Below are 26,710 nucleotides of genomic sequence, written 5' to 3'. Positions count from 1 at the left end.
CAAGCCAGCTCCCACAAGGTTCAATGCAGCTCTTGTGGGAGCTGGCTTGCCAGCGAAGGCGTCACCCCGGTTTCAGGAAGGAAACCGGCATTACGCACCACCAGGACACCAAAACAATAACTACCGAACCGGGCGGCGCCGCAAAGCACCGCCACGGCCTCGGCCATCCGAAATCTGCCGATTTCACGGAGCAAACACACATGAGTGCCTCACCCGAATTCTCGGCCGCCGTTGCCGACAGCGATGCCGAACAACTGCGCAAACTGGGCTACACCTCCAACTTCAACCGCAGCATGAGCCTGTGGGAAAACTTCGCGCTGGGCTTCACTTATCTGTCGCCGGTCGTAGGGGTTTATACCCTGTTCGGCCTGTGCCTCGCCGCTGGCGGACCACCGATGTTCTGGGCTTACTTGCTGGTCGGTTGCGGCCAACTGCTGGTGTGCCTGATCTTCGGCGAAGTGGTGTCGCAGTTCCCGATTTCCGGCGGCGTCTATCCTTGGGCGCGGCGTCTGGTCGGCAAGAAATGGGCATGGATGGTCGGCTGGATCTACTCCATCGCCCTGTGCGTGACCATTGCGGCAGTGGCTGTCGGTGCCGGCCCGTATCTGGCGGCGATGCTCGGGTTTGAGCCGAGCAACAACACCAATATCGTTATCGCGCTGGTGCTGACACTGTTCGCCACGCTGGTCAATCTGAGCGGCACCCAAGTGCTGGCGCGGATCGCCATGTTCGGCTTCCTCTGCGAACTGGTCGGCGCGGTGATCGTCGGCGTCTACCTGCTGGTTTTCGAACGACATCAGCCGCTGAGCGTGCTGTTCAACACCTTCGACATCAGCGTTGACGGCTCGTACCTGCCGGCGTTCCTCACCGCTTCGCTGGCAGGGATGTTCCTCTATTACGGTTTCGAAGCCTGCGGCGACGTCGCCGAGGAAACCCCGAACCCCAGCGCAAAAATTCCGGTGGCCATGCGCATGACCATCTACATCGGCGGCATCGCGGCGATGTTCGCCTGCCTGGCGCTGATCCTCGCCGTGCCGGACATGCAAGCGGTGATCAACGGCACCGACAAGGACCCGGTCACCACCATCCTCAACAACGCCTTCGGCCCGATCGGCTCGAAAGTGGTGATGGGCGTGGTGATGATTTCCTTCATCTCCTGCGTCATCAGCCTGCAGGCAGCAGCCAGTCGTCTGCTGTACTCCTACGCTCGCGATGAAATGGTGATCGGCAGCCGACTGCTGAAAAAGATTTCTCCTACCACTCAGGTGCCGGTTGCCGCGCTGTTCGTTTCCGGCGTCCTGCCCGCCCTGATCATCGCCCTCGGCTTCTTCCTGCAGGACGCTGTGGCCACGATCGTCAGCTTCGCCGCCATCGGCATCTACCTCGCGTTCCAGATGATCGTGCTGGCCGCTTTGTATGCGCGGATGAAAGGCTGGAAACCGAGCGGCAAATTCACCCTCGGCGCGTGGGGCTGGCCGGTAAACATCGGCGCGCTGGTGTACGGCGTCGGCGCAATCATCAACATGGCCTGGCCACGCACGCCGGATGCGGCGTGGTACGTGAACTATGCGATGGTGTTGAGCACGGCGATCGTGATTGGACTGGGGTTGATTTATATGTGGATTGGCAAGCCGTATGACCATGGGAAGGCGCCGGCTGGGGATGCGTGGAAGGTGAGTCGCTAAGACGAGTTCCCCGGAATCGAATTTTGATTCCGGGGCCTCCTCGAAGCGCCGTCATCAATTGTCTAGCCCTGAAACAGGTGTAAGCCTGTTTCAGGGCTAGACACACTCAAAACCGCGAAACGCTGCGCATCGCATCCACCAGATAGCGCATCGCAATCCGGTCACTCTCCGACAACTCGCGATAACGCTCCACCAGCTTCAGCTCTTCAGAACTCAATCGACGCCTTCTGCGTCCGCTGCTCAGGCAGGGAAAGATGCCGAGCATTTCGGCGATGCCTTGTATTTTTGCCATGGACGATGTCCTTCTCTGATACGTCGAAGAATTGCTTGATCACCACATCGCCCTGTCCCTTACAGCAGCGCCTGTGCCCTGCCGGTCGCACCGGCCATGCCCATAGAATAGAAATTTAATCAGCGCTGAAAAGCGGTTTTTAGAGTAATTAGTCGAAAAAAGCAGATATGCCCTGTAAATCAGAAAGAGCCGTCAGACATTTAACCGACACGTCTTGTTTCATTGACACTCTCTCATCGTGTATCAACGAATTTTGCTCGGCGAGCGAACCGTTTAAGCTAGCCGGCATCTGTTTATAGTCCGTTGCGTTTGGCCGAAGGCTTGTCCGAACCGTAATTTCTGATCCAGCACGTGCCAGGAAAGGCGCGGGATTGCTCACGACAGGTTGTATTTATGCACCGCAGGAACTTGCTCAAAGCGTCGATGGCCATTGCGGCTTACACCGGTCTCTCGGCTTCCGGCCTGCTGGCCGCCCGTGCCTGGGCCGCCAATGGTGGCGCCGCTGATGGCGAAGCGCAGGCCTTCGACTTCGAAGCGCTCAAGCGTCAGGCCAAGCAACTGGCCGGTTCGGCCTATCAGGACACTAAACAGGTGCTGCCGCCGACCCTGGCGACCATGACCCCGCAGAATTTCAACGCGATCCGCTACGACGGCGATCATTCGCTGTGGAAAGAGAACAAGGGTCAGCTGGACGTGCAGTTCTTCCACGTCGGCATGGGTTTCCGCCAGCCGGTGCGCATGTACAGCGTCGATCCAAAGACCCGCACCGCGCGCGAAGTGCATTTCCGCCCGACGTTGTTCAACTACGAGAACACCTCGGTCGATACCCAGCAGCTCAAGGGCGACCTGGGCTTTGCCGGCTTCAAGCTGTTCAAGGCGCCGGAGCTGGATCGTCACGACGTGGTGTCGTTCCTCGGCGCCAGCTATTTCCGCGCGGTGGACGCCACTGGCCAATATGGCCTCTCCGCCCGGGGTCTGGCCATCGACACCTACGCCAAGAAGCGCGAAGAGTTTCCTGACTTCACCAAGTTCTGGTTCGAGACACCGGAGCAGAACGCCACGCGTTTTGTGGTCTATGCGTTGCTCGACTCGCCGAGTGCGACTGGCGCCTATCGCTTCGACATCGATTGCCAGGCCGAGCGCGTGGTGATGGAGATCGACGCCCACATCAACGCGCGAACCGCCATCGAACAGCTGGGCATTGCCCCGATGACCAGCATGTTCAGTTGCGGCACCCACGAACGCCGCATGTGCGACACCATTCACCCGCAGATCCATGACTCCGATCGCCTGGCGATGTGGCGTGGCAATGGCGAGTGGATTTGCCGTCCGCTGAACAACCCGGCGACCCTGCAGTTCAACGCGTTTGCCGACACCGATCCGAAAGGCTTCGGTCTGGTACAGACCGACCACGAATTCGCCAACTATCAGGACACTGTCGACTGGTACAGCAAGCGCCCGAGCCTGTGGGTCGAGCCTACAACCGCGTGGGGCGAAGGCTCGATCGATCTGCTGGAAATTCCGACCACCGGCGAAACCCTCGATAACATCGTCGCGTTCTGGACCCCGAAGAAGCCGGTGGCTGCCGGTGACTCGCTGAATTACGGCTACAAGCTCTACTGGAGCGCTCTGCCGCCGGTTGGCACACCGCTGGCGCGGGTGCATGCGACTCGCTCGGGTATGGGGGGCTTCGTCGAAGGCTGGGCACCGGGCGAGCATTATCCGCCGGTCTGGGCACGGCGCTTTGCCGTGGACTTCACCGGCGGCGGCCTGGATCGCCTGCCACAGGGTACCGGGATCGAACCGGTGGTCACCTGTTCCAATGGCAAGGTGCAGGACTTCAGCGTGCTGGTGCTGGATGACATCAAGGGCTACCGGATCCTGTTCGACTGGTACCCGACCAGCGACAGCGTCGACCCGGTGGAACTGCGCCTGTTCATCCGCACCAATGACCGCACGCTGAGCGAGACCTGGTTGTACCAGTACTTCCCGCCGGCGCCGGACAAGCGCAAATATCCTTGAAGGTTGTCTAGCGTCTGATCGGGCCTCATCGCTGGCAAGCCAGCTCCCACAAGTTCGGTGCCGTACACAAATTTCGTGATCGACACCGACCACTGTGGGAGCTGGCTTGCCAGCGATGGCGTCCGTCAGGTCAGCGGCAAATACAAATGGATGTCGCGGGGTTCCAGAGCGAATAACTCCGGATCCGGTTGATCAACCAACCGGCAACCCTGTCGCTGATAAAACTCCACAGTGTTGCGCGATTCAGTCGCTGAGACATACAACGCCTCGGCACCGAACCGCCGCCCCTGCTCACAGGCCAATGCAAACAGTTTCGCCCCCAGTCCCTGCCCCCGGTAGTCGCGGCTGATGTGCAGAAACGTCAATTGCCGCATGCTCAGCCCCTGATTGTGGATAACCCGGTTATCCACAACCACCGCCGCGACCAGCGCCTGCCCGTCGAAAACGCCATACAGCCAACCTCCGCGCCGCAAACACTTTTCCAGCACCCACGCGTTTTCTTCGGCCTCCCCTTCCGGCCAACCACGCATGTCGACATGCACCGGGTACAGAATCAGCGCACCGTTTTCCAAACGATAGTTCGCCTCAACCCGCTCACTGCGGTCGATCTGCGCCAGCAACGGCAAGTCGTGTTCGCTCAGTTCTCGTTCGATCAACATGCTCGACTTCCTTGGCAAATGGCAGGCAAGAAAAAACCCGCCGGTTCAATGGCGGGTTTTATAGACCTTACGCGGTTTTGAAATCAATCGCGCAGGTCAGACTCATGGATCGGCTGATCACGATGGGTTGCGCGCTGATACTGCGCCGGCCACACCGCTTTGCGCCCGCCCAGGTCATCGTCGGCGTGCAGCGGCCAATAAGGGTCACGCAGCAGTTCGCGGGCGAGGAAGATGATGTCAGCCTGACAGGTGCGCAGAATGTGCTCGGCCTGCGCCGGCTCGGTAATCATGCCGACGGTGCCGGTGGCGATGCCTGACTCCTTGCGCACCCGTTCGGCGAAGCGTGTCTGATACCCCGGCCCTACCGGAATCTCGGCGTTGGCGGCGGTACCACCAGACGAGACATCAATCAGATCCGCGCCCAGTGCCTTGAGGCGACGCGCCAGTTCGACGGTTTCATCCGGGTTCCAGCCATCTTCGACCCAATCGGTGGCCGAGACCCGGACAAACACCGGCAACTCTTGCGGCCAGACCTCGCGCACGGCCTCGGTGACTTGCAAGACCAGCCGAATACGGTTTTCGAACGAACCACCGTATTGATCGCGGCGCTGGTTGCTCAACGGTGACAGGAACTGATGCAGCAGATAACCGTGCGCGGCATGCACCTCGACCACGCTGAAACCTGCGGTCAGTGCGCGTTTGGCCGCGGCCACGAAGGCCTGGATGACGTCGGCGATCTGCGCTTCATCGAGCTGTTTCGGTTGCGTGTGTTGCGGATCGAAGGCTATCGGCGATGGCCCGACCGGGGTCCAGCCGCCATCCTCCGGTTTGACGCTACCGTGTTTGCCGATCCATGGCCGATGGGTACTGGCCTTGCGCCCGGCGTGGGCCAGTTGAATGCCAGCAACCGCGCCCTGGGCCGTGATGAAACGGGTGATGCGTTGCAGCGGTTCGATCTGTTTGTCGTTCCACAAACCGAGGTCTTCGGCGGTGATTCGCCCGTCGGCGGTGACCGCCGTGGCCTCGGTGAAAATCAGTCCGGCACCGCCCACCGCGCGGCTGCCCAGGTGCACCAGATGCCAGTCGTTGGCCAGACCGTCGACGCTGGAGTACTGGCACATCGGTGACACGGCGATGCGGTTGGGTAGGGTCAGTTGGCGAAGGGTAAAGGGTTCGAGCAGCAGACTCATGGGGCACCTCTCAAATCAGTGGGCAGGCTCCAGGGTTCTGTTTGAAAAGTCGACGAGTGACAAAAAAGGCGCAGCACCCGCCCCCGCGGGCAAAAAATTCGACAAGACGTCACAAGGCCAATCAAGCAGTGCTTAGAGCCTAGTCGACAACGGGGGTTCTCGGGGGGTTCCTGAAAAGATCGCAGCCTGCGGCAGCTCCTGCAATGGAATGCGATCCCCTGTAGGAGCTGCCGCAGGCTGCGATCTTTTGATTTCAGCGTGGTTCGATGTGGGCAATCATCAACTGCACCGTCTCGTTGCCCCGAAACTCGTTGACGTCGAGCTTGTAAGCCAGCTCGACCCACTGAATGGTCGGGTTCGGCCATACATCGCGGTCAATGCCGAAAGCGATGCCATCCAGCTTCACCGACCCGCACTCGCTTTTCAGCACTACTTTCAGATGGCGCTCGCCGACCACGCGCTGCTCGACCAACTGGAACACACCATGGAACAGCGGCTCCGGGAAATGCTGGCCCCAAGGCCCGGCATGGCGCAGGGCGCGGGCCAGTTCGAGGTGGAATTCCTCGACGGCGAGCGTGCCGTCGGAGAGCATCCGCCCGGTCAGGTCTTCTTCGCGGAGTTGCCGACGCACTTCGGCATCGAAAGCCTCGGCGAACAGCGCAAAATTCTCCTGCGGCAAGGTCAGGCCCGCCGCCATCGCGTGACCACCGTACTTGGCAATCAGGTTCGGATGCTGCGCGGCCACCACGCTCAGCGCGTCACGAATGTGGAAGCCTTGCACCGAACGCCCAGAGCCCTTGAGCAGCCCGTCGCCAGCATCGGCGAAAGCAATGGTCGGACGGAAATAACGCTCTTTCATCCGCGAGGCGAGAATGCCGATCACGCCCTGATGCCATTCGGGATCGAACAGGCACAGGCCGAACGGCATCGATTCCACTGGCAAATCCTTGAGCTGGGCCAGCGCCTCGCGCTGCATGCCCTGCTCGATGGATTTGCGGTCCTGGTTCATGCCGTCCAGTTGCGCGGCCATTTCCCGCGCCAGATTGGCGTCGGCGGTGAGCAGGCATTCGATCCCGAGGCTCATGTCATCCAGGCGCCCCGCTGCATTCAAGCGCGGGCCGACGATGAAACCCAGATCGGTTGAGGTAATCCGCGCCGCGTCACGCTTGGCCACTTCAAGAATCGCCTTGATCCCCGGCCGTGCGCGCCCGGCGCGAATCCGTTCAAGGCCCTGATGCACCAGAATCCGGTTGTTGGCGTCCAGCGGCACCACGTCGGCGACGCTGCCCAGCGCCACCAGATCGAGCAACTCACCGATGTTCGGCTGTGGTTTGCTCTCATACCAGCCGAGGCTGCGCAGGCGCGCGCGCAAGGCCATCAGCACGTAGAAAATCACCCCGACCCCGGCCAGCGCCTTGCTCGGAAACTCGCAGCCTGGCTGATTCGGGTTGACCAGTGCATCGGCCAGCGGCAGTTCATCGCCGGGCAAGTGGTGGTCGGTGATCAACACCTTCAGTCCCGCGCGCCTGGCAGCAGCCACGCCTTCGACGCTGGAGATGCCGTTGTCGACAGTGATCAACAATTGCGGCTCACGGGTCAGGGCGACTTCGACGATTTCCGGGGTCAGGCCATAGCCGTATTCGAAGCGGTTCGGCACCAGATAATCGACATGTGCCGCGCCCAGCAGACGCAAGCCGAGCACGCCGACCGTACTGGCCGTCGCCCCGTCCGCATCGAAGTCACCGACGATCAGAATCCGTTGACGCTGCTCCAGCGCCGTCACCAGCAGATCCACCGCCGCCTCGATGCCCTTGAGCTGCTGGAACGGAATCAGCCGCGCCAGACTTTTATCCAGCTCTGCCTCGGATTGAACGCCCCGCGCCGCGTACAAACGGGTCAGCAGAGGTGGCAGGTCACCGAGAAACGGTAGCGTGGCAGGCAACGGTCGAGGATCAATACGCATGGGGTAACGGAAACTTCTCTTGAATACGTGGGATTAATCAGCGGACGACGCAGGATCAGCCGCGCTCGCCTGCCAGCCATTCCAGCTGGACTTCATGCTGACCACGGTCGTCGGTGACGAAGATCGTGCCTTCGCTGATCATCACATCCCACTTGATGACACGCGGCATGTCCTTGGCCAGGGTTTCCAGCACCTCTTGCGGCACGGCGGCGATGTTGACGTTTTTCAGGTTCTTCGCCACCGGCACCACTTTGCCTTCCCATACGCGCAGGCTGCCATAGGCCAGCAGGCTGGTGCGTTCAGTGCGACGCGAGCACCAGGTCAGGCGATCGGCATCCGGCTGGCCGACTTCGATCCAGTGCAGAACGCGGTCGTCCAGGCTTTTTTCCCACAGCGCAGGTTCATCCACATCCGACAGACCACGGCCAAACGACAGCAGTTCGTTGTACCAGAGGGCGTAGGCCAGCAGCCGCACGGTCATGCGCTCTTCAGTTTCCGAAGGGTGACGGGCGATGGTCTGCTTGACGCTCTCGTAGACACCACGGTCGAGGTCAGTGAGGTTCAGTTCGAATTTGTAAGTGGTAGACGGCTGGGCCATGAACGGGCTTCTTGATACGAGGAAAGTCGGCAAGTCTAACCGATGCGGTAGGCAATCATCGAATTGATGGCGATCAAGCTGCGGCGTCTGACAGCCGGCTATGTTAAAACGCTGTATCTGCTCAGCCTTGTCCTACAGGATTCAGTATGCCGTTCGCCAACAAACCGCTCAGCGGTGTGAAAGTCATTGAATTGGGTACGTTGATTGCCGGGCCGTTCGCCTCACGCATTTGCGGCGAGTTCGGCGCCGAAGTGATCAAGGTCGAATCGCCCGACGGCGGCGATCCGCTGCGCAAATGGCGCAAATTGTATGAAGGCACTTCGTTGTGGTGGTTCGTTCAGGCGCGCAACAAAAAGTCGCTGACGCTGAACCTCAAGCACCCCGAGGGTCTGGTGATCCTGAAAAAACTGCTGGGCGAAGCCGACATCCTGATCGAGAACTTTCGCCCCGGCGTCCTGGAAAAACTCGGGCTGAGCTGGGAAACCCTGCATGCCCTGAACCCGAAACTGGTGATGGTGCGTCTCTCGGGCTTCGGCCAGAGCGGGCCGATGAAGGATCAACCGGGTTTCGGCGCGGTCGGTGAATCCATGGGCGGTTTGCGCTACATCACCGGTTTCGAGGATCGGCCACCGGTGCGCACCGGCATTTCCATCGGTGATTCGATTGCCGCGTTATGGGGCGTGATCGGTGCGCTGATGGCCCTGCGTCACCGCGAGGTCAACGGCGGTCTCGGCCAGGTCGTCGATGTCGCGTTGTACGAGGCGATTTTCGCCATGATGGAAAGCATGGTGCCGGAGTTCGACGTGTTCGGCTTCATCCGCGAACGCACCGGCAACATCATGCCGGGCATCACGCCGTCATCGATCCACACCAGCGCCGACGGCAAGCATGTGCAGATCGGTGCGAATGGCGACGCGATCTTCAAACGTTTCATGCTGATCATCGGCCGCGAGGATCTGGCTAACGACCCGACGCTGGCGAGCAATGACGGGCGCGACACTCGCCGTGACGAGCTGTATGGGGTGATCGACCGCTGGGTCAATTCGCTACCGCTGCAAAGCGTGCTCGACCTGCTCAACCAGGCGGAAGTGCCGGCCAGCCGGATCTTCAGTGCCGAGGACATGTTCAGCGACCCGCAGTACCTCGCCCGGGAAATGTTCCTGCAGGCGAAACTGCCGGACGGCAAGCCTTTCAAGATGCCGGGCATCGTGCCGAAACTCTCCGAGACGCCGGGTACTTCCGAATGGGTCGGGCCACAACTCGGTGAACACAATGCGCAAGTGCTGCACGATCTTGGCTACGACGAACAGCAGATCGCCCGGTTGCGCACAGACGGAGCCATTTAAGCTGAAACATCGCCAGACATCGGCCGCCAACCGCGCCCAACCATGGTGGACGTGGCGGCTGTTCGGCCTGCTGTTTCTGCTGGCCCTGCCCGCCTGGGCGCAAGCGAAACCCACGCTGATCTGGTTGTTGCGCGACCTGCCGCCCCTGACCATTTTCGAAGGCCCGAAAAAGGGCCAGGGCGTGATCGATCAACTGATGCCGATGCTGATCGCCGGCATGCCGCAATACGAACACACACTGATGCGGGTCAATCGCGCCCGGGGCATGCAGATGCTGCACGAGCCGACCTTCACTTGCGATCCGTCGCTGATCTGGAGCAAGGAGCGCACGCAATGGATCGCCTTCTCTATTCCGGCGTTTCGCGCTGTCAGTAATGGTCTGGTGGTGCGTCAGCAAGATCGCGAGGTACTGGCGCCATACCTGGTCGACGGTGAGGTTGATCTGACGGCATTTCTGGCCAACGGCGAAATCAAGGTCGGCGTCGTCGCAGAACGCAGTTACGGCGAGTATCTCGACACGCTGCTCAAGCAGGCCCCGGACGGTGCGCTGACGCCGCATTATGGCAACGACGCCCTGAGCAGCCTGCTATCGATGCAGCGCCTGGGGCGTCTGCAAGTGGTGTTGGGTTACTGGCCGGAGATCCGCTATCAGGCGCATCAGGCGCAAATCGCCGAAGACCAACTGGTGTTCTATCCGATTCGTGGCACCGGCAAATATCTGTCCGGCTATGTTGGGTGTTCCGATACGCCTCAGGGCCGTCAGGCGATCAGTGAGATCAACCAACTGCTGCGTACCCTGCCCCATGAGCAACTTAACCAGTCGTATGCCGACTGGCTGGACCCCGAAATGCGCACGGATTACCTGCAACAGGCACGAATCTTTTTCGAACAACAGGCCGCGCAATAAAAACCTGCGGGCAAAAAGAAACCCCGAGAAGTGGGGAGACGACTCGGGGTTAAACGCGGTCTACATAAAGACCCGTAGCAGCAAGCGACAAGCACCGGAGCACAATGCTTGATCCTGCTGTTACGGGGTCTGACTGACGGGGATGCAGGAAGGTTCCCACAAAAAATATTTCATCTTTACAGTGCCGCACGCTTATCCAGCGCCGCATTGCGCAAAGCCGCGATGACACAGGGCTCCAACCGCCCTTCGGCAATCAGGACGTCGCGGTGCAAACCATCGACCACATCGGTCAGCAGACGTTTGTCGCTCAACTGCGCCTGATTGAATTCGCGCTCGACCACAAGGGCGCCGTTGCTGTTCTTCAGCGTCACCAGGCATTCGCCATGGGCGCCACACGGAGTCAACGTCACCTGATACGGGCTCAGAGCCTCACCGAGCAATAGACTGATACTTTCCATCTCGATCTCCACTCAATAGTCCGAAAACATTGTGCCTGGGGCGTGTTCACATTAAGTGACCACCGGCCCGAGAAGAAAGTTCTGAATGCCGCGCTGCTGTCGAAGCAGTTAGCGGTCTGTCAGAGCATGCACGGTGAAGATGACAGAAACATAACCGTCGGTTCAGGCACCGGCCGGCTGGGCTGCCGTTTGCAGGTAGCGGTCCAGCAGCCCGCGCATCAGCACCGCCGAAACCGGCGTTTGCAGACGCCCCAGCAGCGTCAACGCCTGTGTTTGCAGCAGGCTTTCGAGATCGCTCAGCAGGCCTGGCGCTACTCGCCCCAACAGAATGACAGCACTGGCCTCCCGCTCGGCCGCCAGATGCCGGATCAGCGCCAGGCCTTCCCCGCCTTTCAGCTGCGGATCGCAGATCGCGATGTCGACCCGGGTACGACGTTTCAGCGAGCAGCGTGCCGCGGCCAGCGATGACGCCGTGAGTACGTCATAGATACCGAACGCGTTGAGCATCTGGTGCAACGCCATCATTCGATAAGGGTCAGGTTCGAGAATCAGGACTTTGAGCGAGCGCATGGGCGACCTCGGAAACGGCAATCGCGGACTCGCCGCAGTGGCTGCCCACTTTAGGCGAGCCTCCTTCAGTCCCCCATCGGAAAAAGAGGCGCGTGACATAGGAAATTTCCCAATATCAATGCGGACCTTATCCCGCCTCAGCCTCACGCTGGGTGATATCTGTCCAGCCCCCGAGCAGGCCGCGCAACTCCCCTTTGGCGCTGTAGAACGGCACGGTCCACTGATAGATTTCCCGATTGCCATCGTTGAACTGCAAACGGCGCTTGCTGAAGCGGGTCCTGCGCGTTCTCAACTGAATCATGAACTCATCATGCAGCGTGGCGGCAGTGGCTCGCGGTAGCGCATCGACCTCGATCAAGCGGCATCCCTGCACCTGCTCAAAGCGGAGCGACAACGCCTCTTCGTAACTTTTGTTGCACAGGATCAGGCGCCCTTCCAGGTCACGGACGAACACCGGATCGGGCATGGCATCAATCAATGCACGCTGGAAGACTAATTGATCGTCGAGCTCGCTTTGCACGTCTCGATGCCGCTTGATCACGGCCGCCATTCGCCGATTCCATAACAGCGACATCACGCAAAAGCCCCCCACCAAAACCACCCCCCAGCAGCTTGATCGGAGCCAGTGCTGCCAACCGGCGGCGGCAGGTTTCGGCCCGATGCCGCCCAGCCAGTTCAGGCGAATGGCCCGGAGTTCGGAAGCCGGAAACGCCTCAAGCGCCTTGTTCAGTATGCTCAGTAATTGCGGCTGCCCCTTGCGCACAGCCAGAAGATCGGCCTCCCACTTGCCCTCCAGCAATTCGCCGACCTTCAGCAGGCCGGAAGGATAGAGTTGCGCACCGATTTCATTTTCGATGGTGGCATAGGCCTCACCGCTTTCGACCAGCGCCCGCGCCTCGGCATAGGTTTTCACCGAACGTAACTCGATGGACGGGTAATCGCGCCGGATCACCCCCTCCAGTGCATGCCGACCCGGCAGTACCAGCACCCGTTTGGCCAACTGCTCCAGCGACTGCACCTGCGGCTCGCCAGCCCGGCCGACAAATACCCAACCGGCACCGCCAAAGGCATGACTGAAATCCAGGCTCAATCGGCGTTCATCATTCATCGCCAGGGTTGTGCTGATGTCCGCAGCACCGGTTTCCAGGCGCTCAAGCATTTGCGCGGTGGAAAAGGATTCCCGGTAGATGAACTGCAAGCCGGTCATGGCGCTGATGCGCTTGAGCACATCGTTGTTGAGGCCGCTCCAATGACCGTGCTCGTCGAGAAACAGGTACAACGGGTACTGCTCCGCCGCCACAATCACTGTCGGATTATCGCGAATCCATTGCTGCTCTTCCTCATCCAGCACCACGGTGCCGATGTTCAACTTCTCTTCCTCATACGCCAGATGCGCCGCCGCGCTCATGCGCCAGCCGTACAACAGGCACAACAGAAGAACCTGCTTCAGGGTGTGTTTCCATCCTCTTTCAAACAGCATTGCCACTTCCTTCGTGATCGACTCACCCGTCCTTCATGGGCGGTAACCCGAGCAGTGTGGCAGCAGAAACAAAAAAGCCCGTCAGGAGACGGGCTTCAAAATGTGACAGCTTTTTCGGCTTACAACGGCTTGCCGCGGTTGCCATGCTGGCTGACAAAGGCCTGTACGGCTTTCAGTTCGTTCGGCAGAACGGTGCAACGCTCGTTTCGCTCAAACAAATCAGAAAGATGTGCAGGCAGTTCGAGAGCTTTTCCTACACCGGCTTTCTCCACGGCATCCGGGAATTTCACCGGATGTGCAGTGCCCAGAATCACCATCGGGATGTCCAGGCTGCGACGGCATTCGCGGGCGGCCTTGACGCCGATAGCGGTATGCGGGTCCAGCACTTCACCGCACTGTGCGTAAACTTCAGCGATGGTTTCGCAGGTTTGTGCATCGTCCACGGCCAGTGAGTCGAACAGCTTGCGGGCTTCGGTCCAGCGCTCTTGCTCGACGCTGAAACCACCGCCCTGTTTGAACGAATCCATCAACCCGGCAATCGCCGCACCGTTGCGACCGTGCAAGTCGAACAGCAGGCGTTCGAAGTTCGACGAGACCATGATGTCCATCGACGGCGACAGCGTGGCGTGCAGGGTTTCCTTGACGTACTGATTGCCGCTCATGAAGCGGTGCAGGATGTCGTTGCGATTGGTGGCGACGATCAACTGGTTGATCGGCAGGCCCATGTTGCGCGCCAGGTACCCGGCGAAGATGTCGCCGAAATTGCCGGTTGGCACCGAAAACGCCACCGAACGCGCCGGACCGCCCAGTTGCAGGGCGGCGTGGAAGTAGTAAACGATCTGGGCCATGATCCGCGCCCAGTTGATCGAGTTCACCGCCACCAGACGCGTGCCCTTGAGGAAGCTCTGGTCGGCGAAGCTGTTCTTGACCATTTCCTGGCAGTCATCGAAGTTGCCTTCGATGGCGATGTTGTGGATGTTCTCGCCGACAATGGTGGTCATCTGCCGACGTTGCACTTCGGACACGCGGTTGTGCGGGTGCAGGATGAAGATGTCGACGTTTTCGCAGTGCTTGCAGCCTTCGATGGCGGCCGAACCGGTATCACCGGAGGTGGCGCCGACGATCACCACGCGCTCGCCGCGCTTTTCCAGCACGTAATCGAGCAGACGACCAAGCAGTTGCAGGGCAAAGTCCTTGAACGCCAGGGTCGGACCGTGGAACAGCTCCAGCACCCATTCATTGCCGTTGAGCTGACGCAGCGGCGCCACAGCGCTGTGCGAGAACACGCCGTAGGTTTCTTCGAGGATCTTTTTGAAATCCGCGTCAGGAATGCTGCCGGTGACAAACGGGCGCATGACCCGGAAAGCCAGCTCGTGATACGGCAGGCCGGCCCAGGAAGCGATTTCTTCCTGGGTGAAACGTGGCAGGTTTTCCGGGACGTACAGACCGCCGTCGGTCGCGAGACCGGCCAGCAGGACGTCTTCGAAATTCAGGGCCGGTGCCTGGCCGCGGGTACTGATGTAACGCATGACTGACTCCAATGCAGAGTGTTCGCAATGCCGGACCCGCGCACGGACCCGGTCAATGATGGCGACTTAGTTCAGGTGCTCGACGCGGATCCGCACAACCGGACCGTTGACGCCCGCCAGCGCTTCGAGGGCAGCGATCGCATCGTTGATGCGCTGCTCGACCACGCGGTGGGTCAGCAGGATCATCGGCACCAGACCGTCATGCTCTTCGACTTCCTTCTGCATGATCGACTCGATGTTGATACCGCGCTCCGAAAGGATGCTTGCCACCTGAGCCAGAACGCCCGGATGGTCCTTGGCCTGGATGCGCAAGTAGTAGGCGCTTTCGCAGGCTTCGATCGGCAGGATCGGATGGGCCGACAGCGAGTCCGGCTGGAAGGCCAGGTGCGGCACGCGGTTTTCCGGATCGGAGGTCATCGCGCGAACCACGTCCACCAGGTCGGCGATCACCGACGAAGCGGTTGGCTCCATGCCGGCGCCAGCGCCGTAGAACAGGGTCGAACCGGCAGCGTCACCGTTGACCATCACGGCGTTCATCACGCCGTTGACGTTGGCGATCAGACGATCGGCCGGGATCAGCGTCGGGTGCACGCGCAGCTCGATACCGGCAGCGGTGCTGCGCGCTACACCGAGGTGCTTGATGCGGTAGCCCAGCGCTTCGGCGTAGTTCACGTCAGCGGTGGTCAGCCGGGTGATGCCTTCGGTGTAGGCCTTGTCGAATTGCAGCGGGATGCCGAACGCGATCGACGCCAGAATCGTCAGCTTGTGCGCCGCGTCGATGCCTTCGACGTCGAAGGTCGGATCGGCTTCGGCGTAGCCCAGCGCTTGCGCTTCGGCCAGCACGTCTTCGAAGGTGCGACCCTTCTCGCGCATTTCAGTGAGGATGAAGTTACCGGTACCGTTGATGATCCCGGCCACCCAATTGATGCGGTTGGCGGACAGGCCTTCACGGATCGCCTTGATCACCGGAATGCCACCGGCCACGGCCGCTTCGAACGCCACGATCACGCCTTTCTCGCGTGCCTTGGCGAAAATCTCATTACCGTGAACGGCAATCAGTGCCTTGTTCGCGGTGACCACATGCTTGCCATTCTCGATGGCCTTGAGTACCAGCTCGCGGGCAACGGTGTAGCCGCCCATGAGCTCTATGACGATGTCGATCTCAGGGTTCGTGGCCACTTCGAAGACATCGTTGGTAATCGCAATACCGGTCGTCTGGAACTGAGGCTTTGGCGTGCGCATGGCAATTTGTGCCACTTCGATCCCACGCCCGGCACGACGAGCAATTTCCTCGGCGTTGCGCTGAAGTACGTTGAAGGTACCGCCACCGACGGTCCCTAACCCACAGATGCCTACTTTGACCGGATTCACTGTGAACTCCCCATGAAACGGCCGACGCAAGGTCGGCCGGAAAACAACCGCGCATTCGCGGCTCTCTATTAATGGCCCGGCGATGCTGCTGCCGGACCATGATCGTCAACGGCGGACCGTGACGATGCGAATTACTTGGCGCCCAGCGCCAGTTTGGCGACTTGTGGCGCCGGCTGGTAGCCCGGAATGACTTGTCCGTCGGCCAAAACGATGGCCGGTGTACCGTTCACGCCAATCGACTGGCCCAAAGCGAACTGTTTGGAAACCGGGTTGGCGCACTTGGCGGCTTTGATTTCCTTGCCATCGACCATTTTGTCCATGGCGGCTTTCTTGTCGGTCGAGCACCACACGGCCTGCAGTTGCTCGTCACCCGGCGAGCCGAGGCCCTGACGCGGGAAGGCCACGTAACGCACTTCGATGCCGCGCTTGTTCAGTTCGGGCACTTCGGCGTGCAGCTTGTGGCAGTACGGGCAAGTGGTGTCGGTGAACACGGTGATGTGCGATTTGGTCTCGCCGACAGCCGGATACACCACGGTTTCGGCCACTGGAATGGCATTGATCAGTTTGGAGATGCCCAGGCGTTCGGTTTTCTCGGTCAGGTTGACCGGTTTGCCGTCCTTGAGCTGGAACAGGTAGCCCTGAACGATGTACTGGCCGTCGGCGCTGGCGTATAGCACGCGGCTGCCCTTGAGCTTGACTTCATACATGCCCGGCAACGGGCTGGCACTGATGCTTTCTACCGGAACCTCGAGTTCGAGCTTTTCCAGGCTTTGACGAATGGCTTTGTCGGCCGCGTCATCGGCGACGGCAAAGGTGCTGACCAACGCAATGGCTGCGGCGGCGAAAATCTGGGTCAGACGCATGAGAACTCCTGAAGGCGGACAAATGAAACGGTCAGAACGCCCGTGCCGGAACACCGGGTCATAACCGTCCATCGTGCAAACCGGCAAAGCCTAACACATAAGGCCACGGTGGCCGAATGCGCCTGACACAAGACATGTAGGAGCTGCCGAAGGCTGCGATCTTTTGACTTTGCTTTTGGAATCACAAGCAAGATCAAAAGATCGCAGCCTTCGGCAGCTCCTACAGGGGGGGGCAATCAGCCTCTTGGGTGGTGCTTGGCATGCAGGTCTCGCAGACGAGCCCGGGCGACATGGGTGTAAATCTGCGTGGTCGACAGATCACTGTGCCCCAGCAGCATCTGCACCACCCGCAGGTCGGCGCCGTGGTTGAGCAGGTGCGTGGCGAAGGCGTGGCGCAAGGTGTGCGGCGACAGTGATTTGCCGATCCCGGCGACCTTGGCCCAATGCTTGATCCGGTGCCAGAAGGTCTGGCGCGTCATCTGTTCGCCGCGCTGGCTGGGGAACAGCACATCGCTGGGGCGTCCGCCCAGCAGCTCGCTGCGGCCATCACGCAGGTAGCGCTCGACCCAGACAATCGCCTCCTCGCCCATCGGCACCAGGCGTTCCTTGCTGCCCTTGCCCATCACCCGCAGCACGCCCTGACGCAAGTTGACCTGCTCCAGCGTCAGGCTCACCAGTTCGGTCACGCGCAGCCCGCAGGCGTACAGCACTTCAAGCATCGCGCGATCACGCTGACCGATGGCTTCGCTCAGGTCCGGCGCCTTGAGCAGCGCTTCGACGTCCGCTTCCGACAATGATTTGGGCAGTGGTCTGCCCAGTTGCGGCATGTCGACGCGCAAGGTCGGATCGACCGTAATCAGCTTCTCCCTCAGCAGATAGCGATAAAAGCCACGCACACCGGAGAGAAACCGGGCGGTGGAGCGCGGTTTGTAATTCTGCTCCAGACGCCAGGACAGGTGATCGAGGATCAACTCGCGACCAGCATTGATCAGCTCGAGGTTTTTCTCCTGCAGCCAGCCATTGAACAGCGCCAGATCGCTGCGGTAGGCGCCGCGGGTATTGTCGGACAGGCCCTTTTCCAGCCACAGGGCGTCGAGGAATTGGTCAATCAGCGGGTGGTCGATGGCAGGCATGGGCGCTCAAGACACACAACCTCCGGGGCTGCGCGCAAATGTCGAGTGAACTGTAGGAATGGCCGCTAGTCTTTCATAGCCCGCCATTTCAAGGAACAAGGAGCTTCAATGAACGAACAACAAATTCTCTTGGCATTTGGCGGGATCGGCGCCGCTGCGCTGGGTTGCCAGTGGCTGGCGTGGCGCCTGAAGCTGCCGGCCATTCTGTTTTTGTTGCTGACCGGGATTCTCGCAGGCCCTGTGCTCGGCTGGCTCGACCCGCAGGAAATGTTCGGCCCGTTGCTGATGCCGCTGGTGTCGCTGGCGGTCGCGTTGATCCTGTTTGAGGGCAGTCTGACCCTGCATCTGTCGGAATGGCGCGAGATCGGCAGCGTCGTGCATCGCCTGGTGACTATCGGCGCGCTCACGACCTGGGTGGTGATTGCCGTCGCGACTCACTACTTGCTCGGCTTCGACTGGTTGCTGGCAATTCTGTTCGGCAGCCTGACGCTGGTGACCGGGCCGACAGTGATCGTGCCGATGCTGCGGGTGGTGCGACCGAAAGCCTCGATCGCCAACATTCTGCGCTGGGAAGGCATCGTCATCGACCCGATCGGCGCCCTGCTTGCGGTGGTGGTCTACAGCTTCATCATCGCCCGCTCCGAGGGTAACGGCCTCGAACAGAGCCTGTTGACCTTCGGCGGCGTGATTGCCTGCGGCAGCGTATTCGGGGTGGTCGGCGGCTGGGTGCTCGGCACCATCATCCGTCGCCAATGGCTGCCGGAATACCTGCACAACCTCGCCTCACTGGCGGCGGTGCTGGGGATTTTCATTGCCGCCAATCAGGTGATGCATGAGTCCGGTCTGTTGGCGGTGACGCTGATGGGCATGTGGCTGGCGAACATGAAGGGCGTGGATGTGCGGCACATCCTGCACTTCAAGGAAAACCTCAGCGTGCTGCTGATTTCCGGACTGTTCATTCTGCTCGCAGCGCGGCTGGATCTGCATGCACTGATCAGCCTCGGGCCGTTGGTGCTGATTCTGCTGCTGGTGATTCAACTGATCGCGCGCCCGCTGAACGTGCTGCTGAGCACTGCCGGCTCCAGCCTGAGCTGGCGTGAACGCGCCTTGCTGTGCTGGATCGCCCCGCGCGGGATCGTGGCGGCGGCGGTGTCGGCGATTTTCGCGATTCGCCTGGATCAAGCCGGACACGAAGGCGCGTTGCTGCTGGTACCACTGACTTTCGCGGTAATCATCGGCACTGTGGTGCTGCAAAGCGCAACAGCACGACCCTTGGCACGTTTGCTGAACGTTGCCGAACCGGCGCCGAGCGGCTTCCTGATCGTCGGCGCCAACGGCCCGGCGCGTCTGCTGGGCAAATCGTTGCAGCAACTGGGCAGCCGCGTGCTGTTGACCGATTCGAGTTGGGAAAATATTCGTGCAGCACGCATGGAGGGTTTGCCGACGTACTTCGGTAACCCGGCGTCGCAGCATGCCGATGCGCATCTGGATCTGGTGGGGCTGGGGCATCTATTGGCGCTATCGCCCTCGGGCGAACTGAATACTTTGGCGGCAATGCGCTTTCGCCACGACTTTGGTCACCAGCGTTTGTTCGGTCTGGCCAGCGGTCAGGAAACTCGTCGCACTGACAAGCATCGCGCGAGTCTGGAGCATCGCGGTAATCAGCTGGGCAGCGAGGCGCTGACCTATGCCAAGCTGGCCAGCCTGATCAGCAACGGCGCCGAACTGTACAGCACGACGCTGACCGACGGTTTTGGCTGGGAGGATTACCAGGCATTGCATGGCAATCGGGCGGCCCTGCTGTTCATGCGTGATGACAGCGGCTGGGTGCATGTGGTGACGCCGGAGACTGCTGTGAAACCAGGATCAGGATGGACCTTGTTGGCATTGATTCAGCCGGAGGCCAGCGGCGTCTGAGCTGACACCTTCGCGAGCAGGCTCGCTCCCACTGTGATCGGAAATTGTGTCCGAAACAAAACCTGTGGGAGCGATCCTGCTCGCGAATGGCGCGACTCGGTTCCGGATCAGGCAGGAAATCCGGGTAGCACCGGCACCGGCCGCTTGTCATCATCAATTGCCACAAAGCTGAACTGCCCGTGGATCGCTTTCTCGCGGCCGTCACAACTCATGCTCTCGACGAACACCTCAACCTCGACCTTGAGGCTGGTGTTGCCGACTTTGATCACCCGCCCTACCAGCTCGACGATCGAACCAGCCGGGATCGCATGATTGAAGTCAATCCGGTCGGTGGACACAGTCACCAATGGCAGACGGCAGAAGCGTGTGGCGGTGATGAACGACACTTCGTCCATCCACGCCAGCGCGGTGCCGCCGAACAGGGTGTTGTGATGGTTGGTGGTCGGCGGGAAGACGGCTTTGGTCACGCGGGTTACCGAGAGTTCGGTACGGCGCTGGATTTCCTGGTCGCGGGTGGTCATGGGTTATTGCTCGTAAATCGCGGGCTTCCGAATTGAAAGCAAGATCAAAAGATCGCAGCCTTCGGCAGCTCCTACAGGGGAGGCGGGTTGAATTGCGGGCAACAAAAAAGCAGCCCGTAGGCTGCTTTTTTCTGCATCGGAAGCTGGACTTAAGCCAGTTTTTCCTTGATGCGAGCTGCTTTACCCGACAGGTCGCGCAGGTAGTACAGCTTGGCTTTACGTACGTCACCGCGACGTTTGACAGCCATGCTGTCGATCTGCGGGGAGTAGGTCTGGAAAGTACGTTCTACGCCAACACCGTTGGAGATTTTACGAACGGTGAACGCACTGTTCACGCCGCGGTTACGCTTGGCGATGACAACGCCTTCGAACGCTTGCAGACGGGAACGATCGCCTTCCTTCACTTTCACCTGAACGACAATGGTGTCGCCTGGGGCAAAGGTAGGGATTTCTTTGGTCATCTGCTCTGCTTCGAGTGCAAGGATGATTTTGTTGGTCATGCTGTGCTCCTAAGGTAAATCAACTGATCTACCATCGATACGTTGTTAACTATCGTCCCGCTCGCGGATGTATTCCTCGAGCAGCTTCTTCTCTTCTCCAGAAAGCGAGCGGCTTTCCAGAAGATCGGCGCGTCGTTCATAGGTCCGACCAAGGGACTGCTGTAAACGCCAACGCCGGATATGCGCGTGATTGCCACTTAGCAACACGTCGGGAACACGCTGATCCGCATACACCTCAGGTCGGGTGTAGTGCGGGCAATCCAGCAGACCATCCGTAAAGGAATCTTCCTCAGCGGAATCCGCATGCCCTAAAGCTCCGGGCAGCAGTCGTGTAACCGCATCGATCATGACCATGGCCGGCAGCTCGCCGCCAGACAATACATAGTCACCAATCGACCACTCTTCATCGACATGAGCCTCAATAAAGCGCTCGTCAATGCCTTCATAGCGACCGGCAATCAGGATCAATGCATCCGATTTTGCCAGTTCGCGTACCGCCGACTGAGTCAGTTGACGGCCTTGGGGGGACAGGTAAATCACCTTCGCCGCCTCCCCGGCTGCTGCCTTGGCCTGAACCAGAGCATCTTCCAGGGGCTTGATCTTCATCACCATGCCCGGACCACCACCAAACGGGCGATCGTCCACAGTGTGATGCCGATCCGTCGTGTAATCCCGCGGATTCCAACAGGTCAGCTGCAACAGCCCCTGTTTGACCGCACGACTGGTAATGCCGTACTCACTGATGGCCGAGAACATCTCGGGGAACAACGTTATGACGTCTACGCGCAGGCTGGCCATTGCTTAGAAGTCCGCGTCCCATTCCACCCTCATCACGCCTGCATCCAGATCGATTGTCAGCACGCATTGCTCCGTGTAGGGCAACAACCGCTCACGATCATCCAGGCTGCCCGCGCAGGGCTTGACCACCAATACATCGTTCGCGCCGGTCTCCAACAGGTGATCAACCTTGCCGAACAATTGCTCGTCCTGGTTGATGACGCTCAGACCTTGCAACTGGTACCAGTAGTACTCGTCGCCTGTCAGGTTGGGCAAAAGGCTTCGCGAGATGCAAATCTCATAACCGCTCAGAAGACGGGCTTCATCGCGATCGTCGAGGCCTTTGAGCTTGGCAACCAGATCCTTTTGAGTGGATCGGCCGCTGACCAGCTCGACCTGTTTCACCACGCCTTCACGCCGAAGCGTCCAGTTGCGGTAGTCCAACAGGTTTTCAATCGGATCGGTAAAGGAAAAGACCTTCACCTCGCCGCGAACGCCGTGAACCGAAAAAATCTTGCCGACAACGATCAGGTCATCAGCTTTTTCTGGCGTCGCGCTCATACTGCTCAGGCTGCAGCCTTGGCAGATTCCTTCAGCAACTGAGCAACACGCTCAGAAGGCTGTGCACCAACGCTCAGCCAGTAGGCTACGCGCTCTTGGTTAACGGACAGACGGATTTCCTGACCACGGGCAACAGGGTTGAAGAAACCAACCTGTTCTTTGTGGGAGCCGTCACGCGGGTTACGCGAGTCGGTTACGGTCAGGTGGTAAAACGGGCGCTTTTTGGAGCCGCCAAGGGCAAGACGGATTGTTAGCATGTGAACATCGTTCCTGTAGTCGGTGCTGCAAATCTAAATGCACAGCGGGCATGGGTGCCCGAAAGGCCGCATATTCTAAGGAATATCCGGACTTTTGCAAATGACTTTTTCCGGCGCCTATGGCATGCCGTGCGGATTTGCATGTAGAGCCGTCGATGAAAACGGCCGGTCAGCTCCCGCCAAGTGCGGGTTTGCTGTTGATCCTGCATCCTTGCAGGGTCTGCGCCGGTGCGACGACCGGCGAAGTCTGAGTGTCCTGTATCACATTTTCGGCATGCCGCCGCCGGGCAACATACCGCCCATGCCGCGCATCATTTTCGCCATACCGCCTTTGGCGGTGAATTTCTTCATCATCTTCTGCATCTGCTTGTGCTGCTTGATCAAGCGACCGATGTCCTGCACCTGGGTGCCGGAACCCATGGCGATCCGGCGTTTGCGCGAGCCGCTGATCAGCTCAGGGTCGCGACGCTCGGCCGGGGTCATGGAGTTGATGATGGCTTCCATCTGCTTGAACTGTTTCTCTGCCGCGTTCTGGGCATTGCCCATTTGCGACAGGTTGACGCCGCCAATGCTCGGCAGCTTGTCCATGAGCCCGCCGAGGCCGCCCATGTTCTTCATTTGTTGCAGCTGATCGCGGAAGTCTTCGAGGTCGAAGCCCTTGCCCTTCTTCAGCTTCTTGGCCAGCTTGTCGGCCTTGTCCTTGTCGAGGGTCGCTTCAGCCTGTTCGATCAGGCTAAGCACGTCACCCATGCCGAGGATCCGCGAAGCGATACGCTCAGGGTGGAACGGATCGAGCGCTTCGCTCTTCTCGCCCATACCGATGAACTTGATCGGCTTGCCGGTGATCGCGCGTACCGACAGTGCCGCACCGCCCCGGGCATCGCCGTCGACCTTGGTCAGGATCACACCGGTCAGCGGCAGCGCATCACCGAAGGCCTTGGCCGTGTTGGCGGCGTCCTGACCGGTCATGGCGTCGACCACGAACAGGGTTTCGACCGGTTTGATCGCGGCGTGCAGCGCCTTGATCTCGCCCATCATCTCTTCGTCGATGTGCAGACGACCGGCGGTGTCGACAATGACCACGTCGATGAATTTGAGTTTTGCTTCTTTAATAGCCGCGTTGGCGATGTCGACCGGCTTCTGGCTCAGATCGGACGGGAAGAACGTCACGCCGATGTCGTTGGCCAGGGTTTCCAGCTGCTTGATAGCCGCCGGGCGGTAGATGTCCGCCGACACGACCATCACCGACTTCTTCTTGCGCTCTTTAAGGAAGCGCGCGAGTTTGCCGGCGGTGGTGGTTTTACCGGCACCCTGCAGACCGGCCATCAGAATGACGGCGGGCGGCACGGCGCTCAGGTTCAAGTCTTCGTTGGCCGCGCCCATCAGGCTTTCGAGTTCGGCCTGGACGATCTTCACGAATGCCTGGCCCGGCGTCAGGCTGCGCGACACCTCGGTGCCGACAGCGCGCTCCTTGACCGAATTGACGAAGTCCTTGACCACCGGCAGGGCGACGTCGGCTTCGAGCAACGCCATGCGCACTTCGCGCAAGGTGTCTTTGATATTGTCTTCAGTCAGCTTCGCCTTGCCGGTGACATGGCGCAGCGTCTGCGAGAGACGGTCGGTTAAGTTTTCAAACATTGCGCGATCCTTTCAGGCCCTGTGTAGACCGGGATAATGGCGGCCCAGACCGGATTCAACATGTGCTCGGCGAGCCTGCGGCGTGGGCAGGTCGCGGATTATAGCGAAGACTGCGTCGGGCGGACACCTCGCACTTTCGTGGTGTGGCGGTTCTATGCCAAACTCAGCGCCTTTCGGGCCTGCCTAACAGGATTTATGCTCCCCTTGTCACCCAGTTTGCTGACTACCATCGCCGCCGCGCTTCTTTATGCCGCTGCGACCCTTTATCAGGGCACCCGCCTGGCCTCCGGCGCCAAGGCGAACAAGCGCCTGCTGGTTACGCTCGGCATCCTCGCCGTGCTCGCCCACAGCGCCAGCCTGCTCACTCACCTGCTGACCCCGATCGGCCTGGGCCTGGACTTCTTCAGCGCCGCCAGCCTGATCGCCGCGGCCGTCATCGCCCTGACGCTGCTGGCCTGCTCGCGGATCCCGGTGGAAAACCTCCTGGTGCTGCTGTTCCCGCTCGGCGCGGCGACGGTGTTGCTGGCGCAGTTCGCGCCGGCCGGTACGGTGCAGATCATCGACGAAGAGCCGGGCATCCTCGCCCACATCCTGCTGTCGATCCTCGCCTACGGCATGTTCACCATCGCAGTATTCCAGGCCTTGCTGCTGCTGGTGCAGGATCACCAGCTCAAGCACAAGCACCCGTCGGGCCTGATCAAGAACTTCCCGCCGCTGCAAACCATGGAAAGCCTGTTGTTCGGCTTTCTCTGGGCCGGCTGGACGCTGCTGTCGCTGTCGCTGATCTCCGGCTGGCTGTTCGTCGAGAACCTGTTCGCCCAGCATCTGGTGCACAAGACCCTGCTGGCGTGCCTGGCCTGGGTGGTATTCAGCGTGCTGCTGTGGGGACGCAATCGCCTCGGCTGGCGCGGCCACAAGGCGATCCGCTGGACCCTCGCCGGTTTCTGCCTGCTGATGTTGGCGTATTTCGGCAGCAAACTGGTTCGTGAATACATCCTGCACATCTGACGGGCGGCATAAATGGACGGTTTGCCCATAGGGCCGATGCTCGCTGTATTTGTCCTACTGATTTTATGGTCGGGACTCTTTACCGCCGTCGAAATCGCGCAGCAGCACTTGCTCGCGCAACGCACCGCCTCGCGCGCCAGCGATAAACCGCTGGCGAAGCTGAGCTTCCCGCTCGACAGTCTGATCCTGTGCAACACCCTGTGCCGCGCCCTTGCGGTGGTCATTGCCACGCTGCTGGCAATCTTCCTTTGCGAAGAAAACGGCCCGTGGGCAGCCTGCCTCGGCGCCGCTGCCGTGTTGCTGGTGTTTGCCGATTACTTCCCGCGCACGGTGGCCCAGCGCTATCCGGAGGCCGTGCTGTCCTTCGGCAATACCCTGCTGGCCGTTCCGCTGAAGATTCTTTATCCGCTGGCCTGGCTGCTGAGCCGCATCAGCGGTTTGCTGCTGCGTCCCTTCGCGCGCAAAACCCAAGTGGTGCAGCAAAGCGAAGACGAAGAACCTGCCGACCCGAACGACGACCCGGAACACCCGTCTCGCGTCCACCCGGTTTCCGGGATCCACGCGCTGGACAACATCACGGTCAACGACATTCTGGTGCCGCGCAGCGATGTCGACGGCATCAACCTCGACGACTCGATCGAGGAGATCATCGAACAACTGCGCCACAACAAACGCACGCGCCTGCCGGTGTTCCACAGCGACATCAACCAGGTCGAAGCGGTGCTCAACACCCGGCAAATCCGCCATCTGCTCAACGATGGCGAGCTGACCCGCGAAGCACTGCTGGCCGCCAGCTACGAACCGTACTTCGTTCCGGAAAGCACGCCGCTGCAACTGCAACTGCTCAATTTCCACAAACAACAACGCCGGCTGGGCATGGTGGTGGACGAGTACGGCGAAGTGCTGGGCATCGTTACCCTGGAAGACATTCTCGAAGAGATCGTCGGCGAATTCGAAAGCGAGCACAGCCTCGACAACCCGCACATCCATCCGCAGCCCGACGGGCGCATGGTGATCGACGGCACCGCGTCGATCCGCGAGTTGAACAAATGCCTGGGCTGGCACTTGCCGAGCGACGGGCCGAAAACCCTCAACGGTCTGGTGACCGAGGCGCTGGAAACCATTCCGGACAGCGCGGTGTGCCTGAAGATCGGGCGTTATCGGCTGGAGATTCTCGAAACCGAGGACAACCGGGTGAGCAAGGTGCTGATCTGGCATACGAGCTCGGTGTCTGCTCTGGTACCGGCCAGATAAAAGATCAAAAGATCGCAGCCTTCGGCAGCTCCTACATTTTGGAATGCGTTCCTCTGTAGGAGCTGCCGAAGGCTGCGATCTTTTGCTCTTGTTTGATCGTTAGCCTCCTTCCTATAATCGAGCTGCTTACCCAAGCGCTGCCGAGCCCTGTGCTTACCCCGCACTAAAGCGGTTTCGGCCATTTTCCGCACTACCCCGACGACTGTTCCTA

The 26,710-nt window shown here is 60.2% G+C and carries 25 protein-coding genes; 7 read left to right on the top strand and 18 right to left on the bottom strand.

What is annotated here, in order from left to right:
• The first annotated feature begins 200 nt into the window (after positions 1 to 200).
• Positions 201 to 1,685: an amino acid permease gene (locus tag HXW87_RS09210; protein WP_239778800.1), complete on the top strand. Its 1,485-nt coding sequence runs from the start codon at positions 201 to 203 to the stop codon at positions 1,683 to 1,685.
• Between the two features lie 106 nt (positions 1,686 to 1,791).
• Here HXW87_RS09210 and HXW87_RS09205 read toward each other — a convergent pair whose 3' ends face one another.
• A complete protein-coding gene (locus tag HXW87_RS09205; protein WP_041063212.1) occupies positions 1,792 to 1,977 on the bottom strand; it encodes a hypothetical protein in 186 nt (61 codons plus the stop codon).
• Between the two features lie 393 nt (positions 1,978 to 2,370).
• On the opposite strand from HXW87_RS09205, the gene HXW87_RS09200 reads away from it, so the two are divergent.
• On the top strand, positions 2,371 to 3,999 hold the full coding sequence (locus HXW87_RS09200) for a glucan biosynthesis protein D (protein ID WP_145597587.1): 1,629 nt from the start codon (positions 2,371 to 2,373) through the stop codon (positions 3,997 to 3,999).
• Positions 4,000 to 4,124: 125 nt separating this feature from the next.
• On the opposite strand, the gene HXW87_RS09195 is transcribed toward HXW87_RS09200, so the two are convergent.
• The 4 genes from HXW87_RS09195 to HXW87_RS09180 all read right to left on the bottom strand — a co-directional run bounded on the left by HXW87_RS09195 (position 4,125) and on the right by HXW87_RS09180 (position 8,409).
• Positions 4,125 to 4,658 carry a GNAT family N-acetyltransferase gene (locus tag HXW87_RS09195; RefSeq protein WP_182403936.1) on the bottom strand — a complete coding sequence of 178 codons (534 nt, stop codon included), beginning with the start codon at positions 4,656 to 4,658 and terminating at the stop codon, positions 4,125 to 4,127.
• An 83-nt stretch (positions 4,659 to 4,741) separates the two neighbouring features.
• Positions 4,742 to 5,848, bottom strand: coding sequence for an NADH:flavin oxidoreductase/NADH oxidase (locus tag HXW87_RS09190; RefSeq protein ID WP_121183854.1), 1,107 nt, complete (start codon positions 5,846 to 5,848; stop codon positions 4,742 to 4,744).
• A gap of 253 nt (positions 5,849 to 6,101) precedes the next feature.
• Entirely contained in the window at positions 6,102 to 7,811 is a 1,710-nt protein-coding gene (gene recJ / locus HXW87_RS09185) for a single-stranded-DNA-specific exonuclease RecJ (RefSeq protein WP_121183852.1), read from the bottom strand.
• 55 nt (positions 7,812 to 7,866) lie between these two features.
• Positions 7,867 to 8,409, bottom strand: a complete 543-nt coding sequence (locus tag HXW87_RS09180; RefSeq protein WP_041063193.1) for a YaeQ family protein — start codon at positions 8,407 to 8,409, stop codon at positions 7,867 to 7,869.
• 146 nt (positions 8,410 to 8,555) lie between these two features.
• Here HXW87_RS09180 and HXW87_RS09175 point away from each other — a divergent pair, with 146 nt between their 5' ends.
• Together HXW87_RS09175 and HXW87_RS09170 are read left to right on the top strand one after the other, a co-directional pair.
• On the top strand, positions 8,556 to 9,755 hold the full coding sequence (locus HXW87_RS09175) for a CaiB/BaiF CoA-transferase family protein (RefSeq protein WP_041063181.1): 1,200 nt from the start codon (positions 8,556 to 8,558) through the stop codon (positions 9,753 to 9,755).
• Positions 9,703 to 10,662 carry a TIGR02285 family protein gene (locus HXW87_RS09170; protein WP_239778799.1) on the top strand — a complete coding sequence of 320 codons (960 nt, stop codon included), beginning with the start codon at positions 9,703 to 9,705 and terminating at the stop codon, positions 10,660 to 10,662. Before HXW87_RS09175 ends, HXW87_RS09170 begins: the two co-directional genes overlap by 53 nt.
• 176 nt (positions 10,663 to 10,838) lie before the next feature.
• On the opposite strand, the gene HXW87_RS09165 is transcribed toward HXW87_RS09170, so the two are convergent.
• From HXW87_RS09165 to xerD, 7 genes are all read right to left on the bottom strand, one after another.
• The gene (locus HXW87_RS09165) at positions 10,839 to 11,120 is read right to left on the bottom strand and encodes a DUF3509 domain-containing protein (protein ID WP_027610974.1); all 282 of its coding nucleotides are present in this window, start codon (positions 11,118 to 11,120) and stop codon (positions 10,839 to 10,841) included.
• 162 nt (positions 11,121 to 11,282) lie between these two features.
• Positions 11,283 to 11,690 (bottom strand): response regulator, encoded by a 408-nt coding sequence (locus HXW87_RS09160; protein WP_239778798.1) that lies wholly within the window; start codon positions 11,688 to 11,690, stop codon positions 11,283 to 11,285.
• A 127-nt stretch (positions 11,691 to 11,817) separates the two neighbouring features.
• Positions 11,818 to 13,170, bottom strand: coding sequence for a transporter substrate-binding domain-containing protein (locus HXW87_RS09155; protein WP_239778797.1), 1,353 nt, complete (start codon positions 13,168 to 13,170; stop codon positions 11,818 to 11,820).
• A gap of 119 nt (positions 13,171 to 13,289) precedes the next feature.
• Positions 13,290 to 14,699 carry a threonine synthase gene (gene thrC, locus HXW87_RS09150; RefSeq protein WP_027610971.1) on the bottom strand — a complete coding sequence of 470 codons (1,410 nt, stop codon included), beginning with the start codon at positions 14,697 to 14,699 and terminating at the stop codon, positions 13,290 to 13,292.
• Between the two features lie 66 nt (positions 14,700 to 14,765).
• Positions 14,766 to 16,070, bottom strand: coding sequence for a homoserine dehydrogenase (locus tag HXW87_RS09145; RefSeq protein WP_095667423.1), 1,305 nt, complete (start codon positions 16,068 to 16,070; stop codon positions 14,766 to 14,768).
• 131 nt (positions 16,071 to 16,201) lie between these two features.
• Complete coding sequence (gene dsbC / locus HXW87_RS09140) at positions 16,202 to 16,933, bottom strand: bifunctional protein-disulfide isomerase/oxidoreductase DsbC (protein WP_007967782.1); 732 nt, start codon at positions 16,931 to 16,933, stop codon at positions 16,202 to 16,204.
• 236 nt (positions 16,934 to 17,169) lie between these two features.
• On the bottom strand, positions 17,170 to 18,066 hold the full coding sequence (xerD, locus tag HXW87_RS09135; RefSeq protein WP_239778796.1) for a site-specific tyrosine recombinase XerD: 897 nt from the start codon (positions 18,064 to 18,066) through the stop codon (positions 17,170 to 17,172).
• A gap of 108 nt (positions 18,067 to 18,174) precedes the next feature.
• Here xerD and HXW87_RS09130 point away from each other — a divergent pair, with 108 nt between their 5' ends.
• Positions 18,175 to 19,983 (top strand): sodium:proton antiporter, encoded by a 1,809-nt coding sequence (locus HXW87_RS09130; protein ID WP_239778795.1) that lies wholly within the window; start codon positions 18,175 to 18,177, stop codon positions 19,981 to 19,983.
• Between the two features lie 107 nt (positions 19,984 to 20,090).
• On the opposite strand, the gene HXW87_RS09125 is transcribed toward HXW87_RS09130, so the two are convergent.
• From HXW87_RS09125 to ffh, 6 genes are all read right to left on the bottom strand, one after another.
• Positions 20,091 to 20,504: an acyl-CoA thioesterase gene (locus HXW87_RS09125; RefSeq protein ID WP_108181783.1), complete on the bottom strand. Its 414-nt coding sequence runs from the start codon at positions 20,502 to 20,504 to the stop codon at positions 20,091 to 20,093.
• Positions 20,505 to 20,653: 149 nt separating this feature from the next.
• Positions 20,654 to 21,004, bottom strand: a complete 351-nt coding sequence (gene rplS, locus HXW87_RS09120; protein ID WP_003175895.1) for a 50S ribosomal protein L19 — start codon at positions 21,002 to 21,004, stop codon at positions 20,654 to 20,656.
• 45 nt (positions 21,005 to 21,049) lie between these two features.
• Positions 21,050 to 21,802, bottom strand: coding sequence for a tRNA (guanosine(37)-N1)-methyltransferase TrmD (gene trmD, locus HXW87_RS09115; RefSeq protein WP_003221981.1), 753 nt, complete (start codon positions 21,800 to 21,802; stop codon positions 21,050 to 21,052).
• Positions 21,803 to 21,805: 3 nt separating this feature from the next.
• Positions 21,806 to 22,342 (bottom strand): ribosome maturation factor RimM, encoded by a 537-nt coding sequence (gene rimM, locus HXW87_RS09110; RefSeq protein WP_047292745.1) that lies wholly within the window; start codon positions 22,340 to 22,342, stop codon positions 21,806 to 21,808.
• 5 nt (positions 22,343 to 22,347) lie between these two features.
• Positions 22,348 to 22,599: a 30S ribosomal protein S16 gene (gene rpsP / locus HXW87_RS09105; protein ID WP_003185073.1), complete on the bottom strand. Its 252-nt coding sequence runs from the start codon at positions 22,597 to 22,599 to the stop codon at positions 22,348 to 22,350.
• A gap of 261 nt (positions 22,600 to 22,860) precedes the next feature.
• Positions 22,861 to 24,237: a signal recognition particle protein gene (ffh, locus tag HXW87_RS09100; RefSeq protein WP_041063139.1), complete on the bottom strand. Its 1,377-nt coding sequence runs from the start codon at positions 24,235 to 24,237 to the stop codon at positions 22,861 to 22,863.
• Between the two features lie 195 nt (positions 24,238 to 24,432).
• Here ffh and ccsA point away from each other — a divergent pair, with 195 nt between their 5' ends.
• The gene (gene ccsA, locus HXW87_RS09095; protein WP_045122140.1) at positions 24,433 to 25,245 is read left to right on the top strand and encodes a cytochrome c biogenesis protein CcsA; all 813 of its coding nucleotides are present in this window, start codon (positions 24,433 to 24,435) and stop codon (positions 25,243 to 25,245) included.
• Between the two features lie 12 nt (positions 25,246 to 25,257).
• Positions 25,258 to 26,499, top strand: coding sequence for a CNNM domain-containing protein (locus HXW87_RS09090; protein WP_239778794.1), 1,242 nt, complete (start codon positions 25,258 to 25,260; stop codon positions 26,497 to 26,499).
• The last annotated feature ends 211 nt before the right edge of the window (positions 26,500 to 26,710 follow it).

Source organism: Pseudomonas sp. Y5-11 (genome assembly GCF_022368695.1).
GTDB classification, from domain to species: domain Bacteria; phylum Pseudomonadota; class Gammaproteobacteria; order Pseudomonadales; family Pseudomonadaceae; genus Aquipseudomonas; species Aquipseudomonas parakoreensis.
Note: the sequence above shows the minus strand (reverse complement) of the source record. Positions and strands in the feature narration are given on the sequence as shown.

Bases quoted from the DNA above. Each gene is read 5' to 3' on its own strand.
- recJ (WP_121183852.1), bottom strand. From the start codon at position 7,811: ATGCGTATTGATCCTCGACCGTTGCCTGCCACGCTACCGTTTCTCGGT.
- rpsP (WP_003185073.1), bottom strand. From the start codon at position 22,599: ATGCTAACAATCCGTCTTGCCCTTGGCGGCTCCAAAAAGCGCCCGTTT.
- HXW87_RS09210 (WP_239778800.1), top strand. From the start codon at position 201: ATGAGTGCCTCACCCGAATTCTCGGCCGCCGTTGCCGACAGCGATGCC.
- HXW87_RS09160 (WP_239778798.1), bottom strand. From the start codon at position 11,690: ATGCGCTCGCTCAAAGTCCTGATTCTCGAACCTGACCCTTATCGAATG.
- HXW87_RS09130 (WP_239778795.1), top strand. From the start codon at position 18,175: ATGAACGAACAACAAATTCTCTTGGCATTTGGCGGGATCGGCGCCGCT.
- thrC (WP_027610971.1), bottom strand. From the start codon at position 14,699: ATGCGTTACATCAGTACCCGCGGCCAGGCACCGGCCCTGAATTTCGAA.
- HXW87_RS09155 (WP_239778797.1), bottom strand. From the start codon at position 13,170: ATGCTGTTTGAAAGAGGATGGAAACACACCCTGAAGCAGGTTCTTCTG.
- HXW87_RS09090 (WP_239778794.1), top strand. From the start codon at position 25,258: ATGGACGGTTTGCCCATAGGGCCGATGCTCGCTGTATTTGTCCTACTG.
- rplS (WP_003175895.1), bottom strand. From the start codon at position 21,004: ATGACCAACAAAATCATCCTTGCACTCGAAGCAGAGCAGATGACCAAA.
- HXW87_RS09125 (WP_108181783.1), bottom strand. From the start codon at position 20,504: ATGACCACCCGCGACCAGGAAATCCAGCGCCGTACCGAACTCTCGGTA.
- HXW87_RS09180 (WP_041063193.1), bottom strand. From the start codon at position 8,409: ATGGCCCAGCCGTCTACCACTTACAAATTCGAACTGAACCTCACTGAC.
- HXW87_RS09195 (WP_182403936.1), bottom strand. From the start codon at position 4,658: ATGTTGATCGAACGAGAACTGAGCGAACACGACTTGCCGTTGCTGGCG.
- ccsA (WP_045122140.1), top strand. From the start codon at position 24,433: ATGCTCCCCTTGTCACCCAGTTTGCTGACTACCATCGCCGCCGCGCTT.
- xerD (WP_239778796.1), bottom strand. From the start codon at position 18,066: ATGCCTGCCATCGACCACCCGCTGATTGACCAATTCCTCGACGCCCTG.
- dsbC (WP_007967782.1), bottom strand. From the start codon at position 16,933: ATGCGTCTGACCCAGATTTTCGCCGCCGCAGCCATTGCGTTGGTCAGC.
- ffh (WP_041063139.1), bottom strand. From the start codon at position 24,237: ATGTTTGAAAACTTAACCGACCGTCTCTCGCAGACGCTGCGCCATGTC.
- rimM (WP_047292745.1), bottom strand. From the start codon at position 22,342: ATGAGCGCGACGCCAGAAAAAGCTGATGACCTGATCGTTGTCGGCAAG.
- HXW87_RS09190 (WP_121183854.1), bottom strand. From the start codon at position 5,848: ATGAGTCTGCTGCTCGAACCCTTTACCCTTCGCCAACTGACCCTACCC.
- HXW87_RS09175 (WP_041063181.1), top strand. From the start codon at position 8,556: ATGCCGTTCGCCAACAAACCGCTCAGCGGTGTGAAAGTCATTGAATTG.
- HXW87_RS09205 (WP_041063212.1), bottom strand. From the start codon at position 1,977: ATGGCAAAAATACAAGGCATCGCCGAAATGCTCGGCATCTTTCCCTGC.
- HXW87_RS09200 (WP_145597587.1), top strand. From the start codon at position 2,371: ATGCACCGCAGGAACTTGCTCAAAGCGTCGATGGCCATTGCGGCTTAC.
- trmD (WP_003221981.1), bottom strand. From the start codon at position 21,802: ATGGCCAGCCTGCGCGTAGACGTCATAACGTTGTTCCCCGAGATGTTC.
- HXW87_RS09165 (WP_027610974.1), bottom strand. From the start codon at position 11,120: ATGGAAAGTATCAGTCTATTGCTCGGTGAGGCTCTGAGCCCGTATCAG.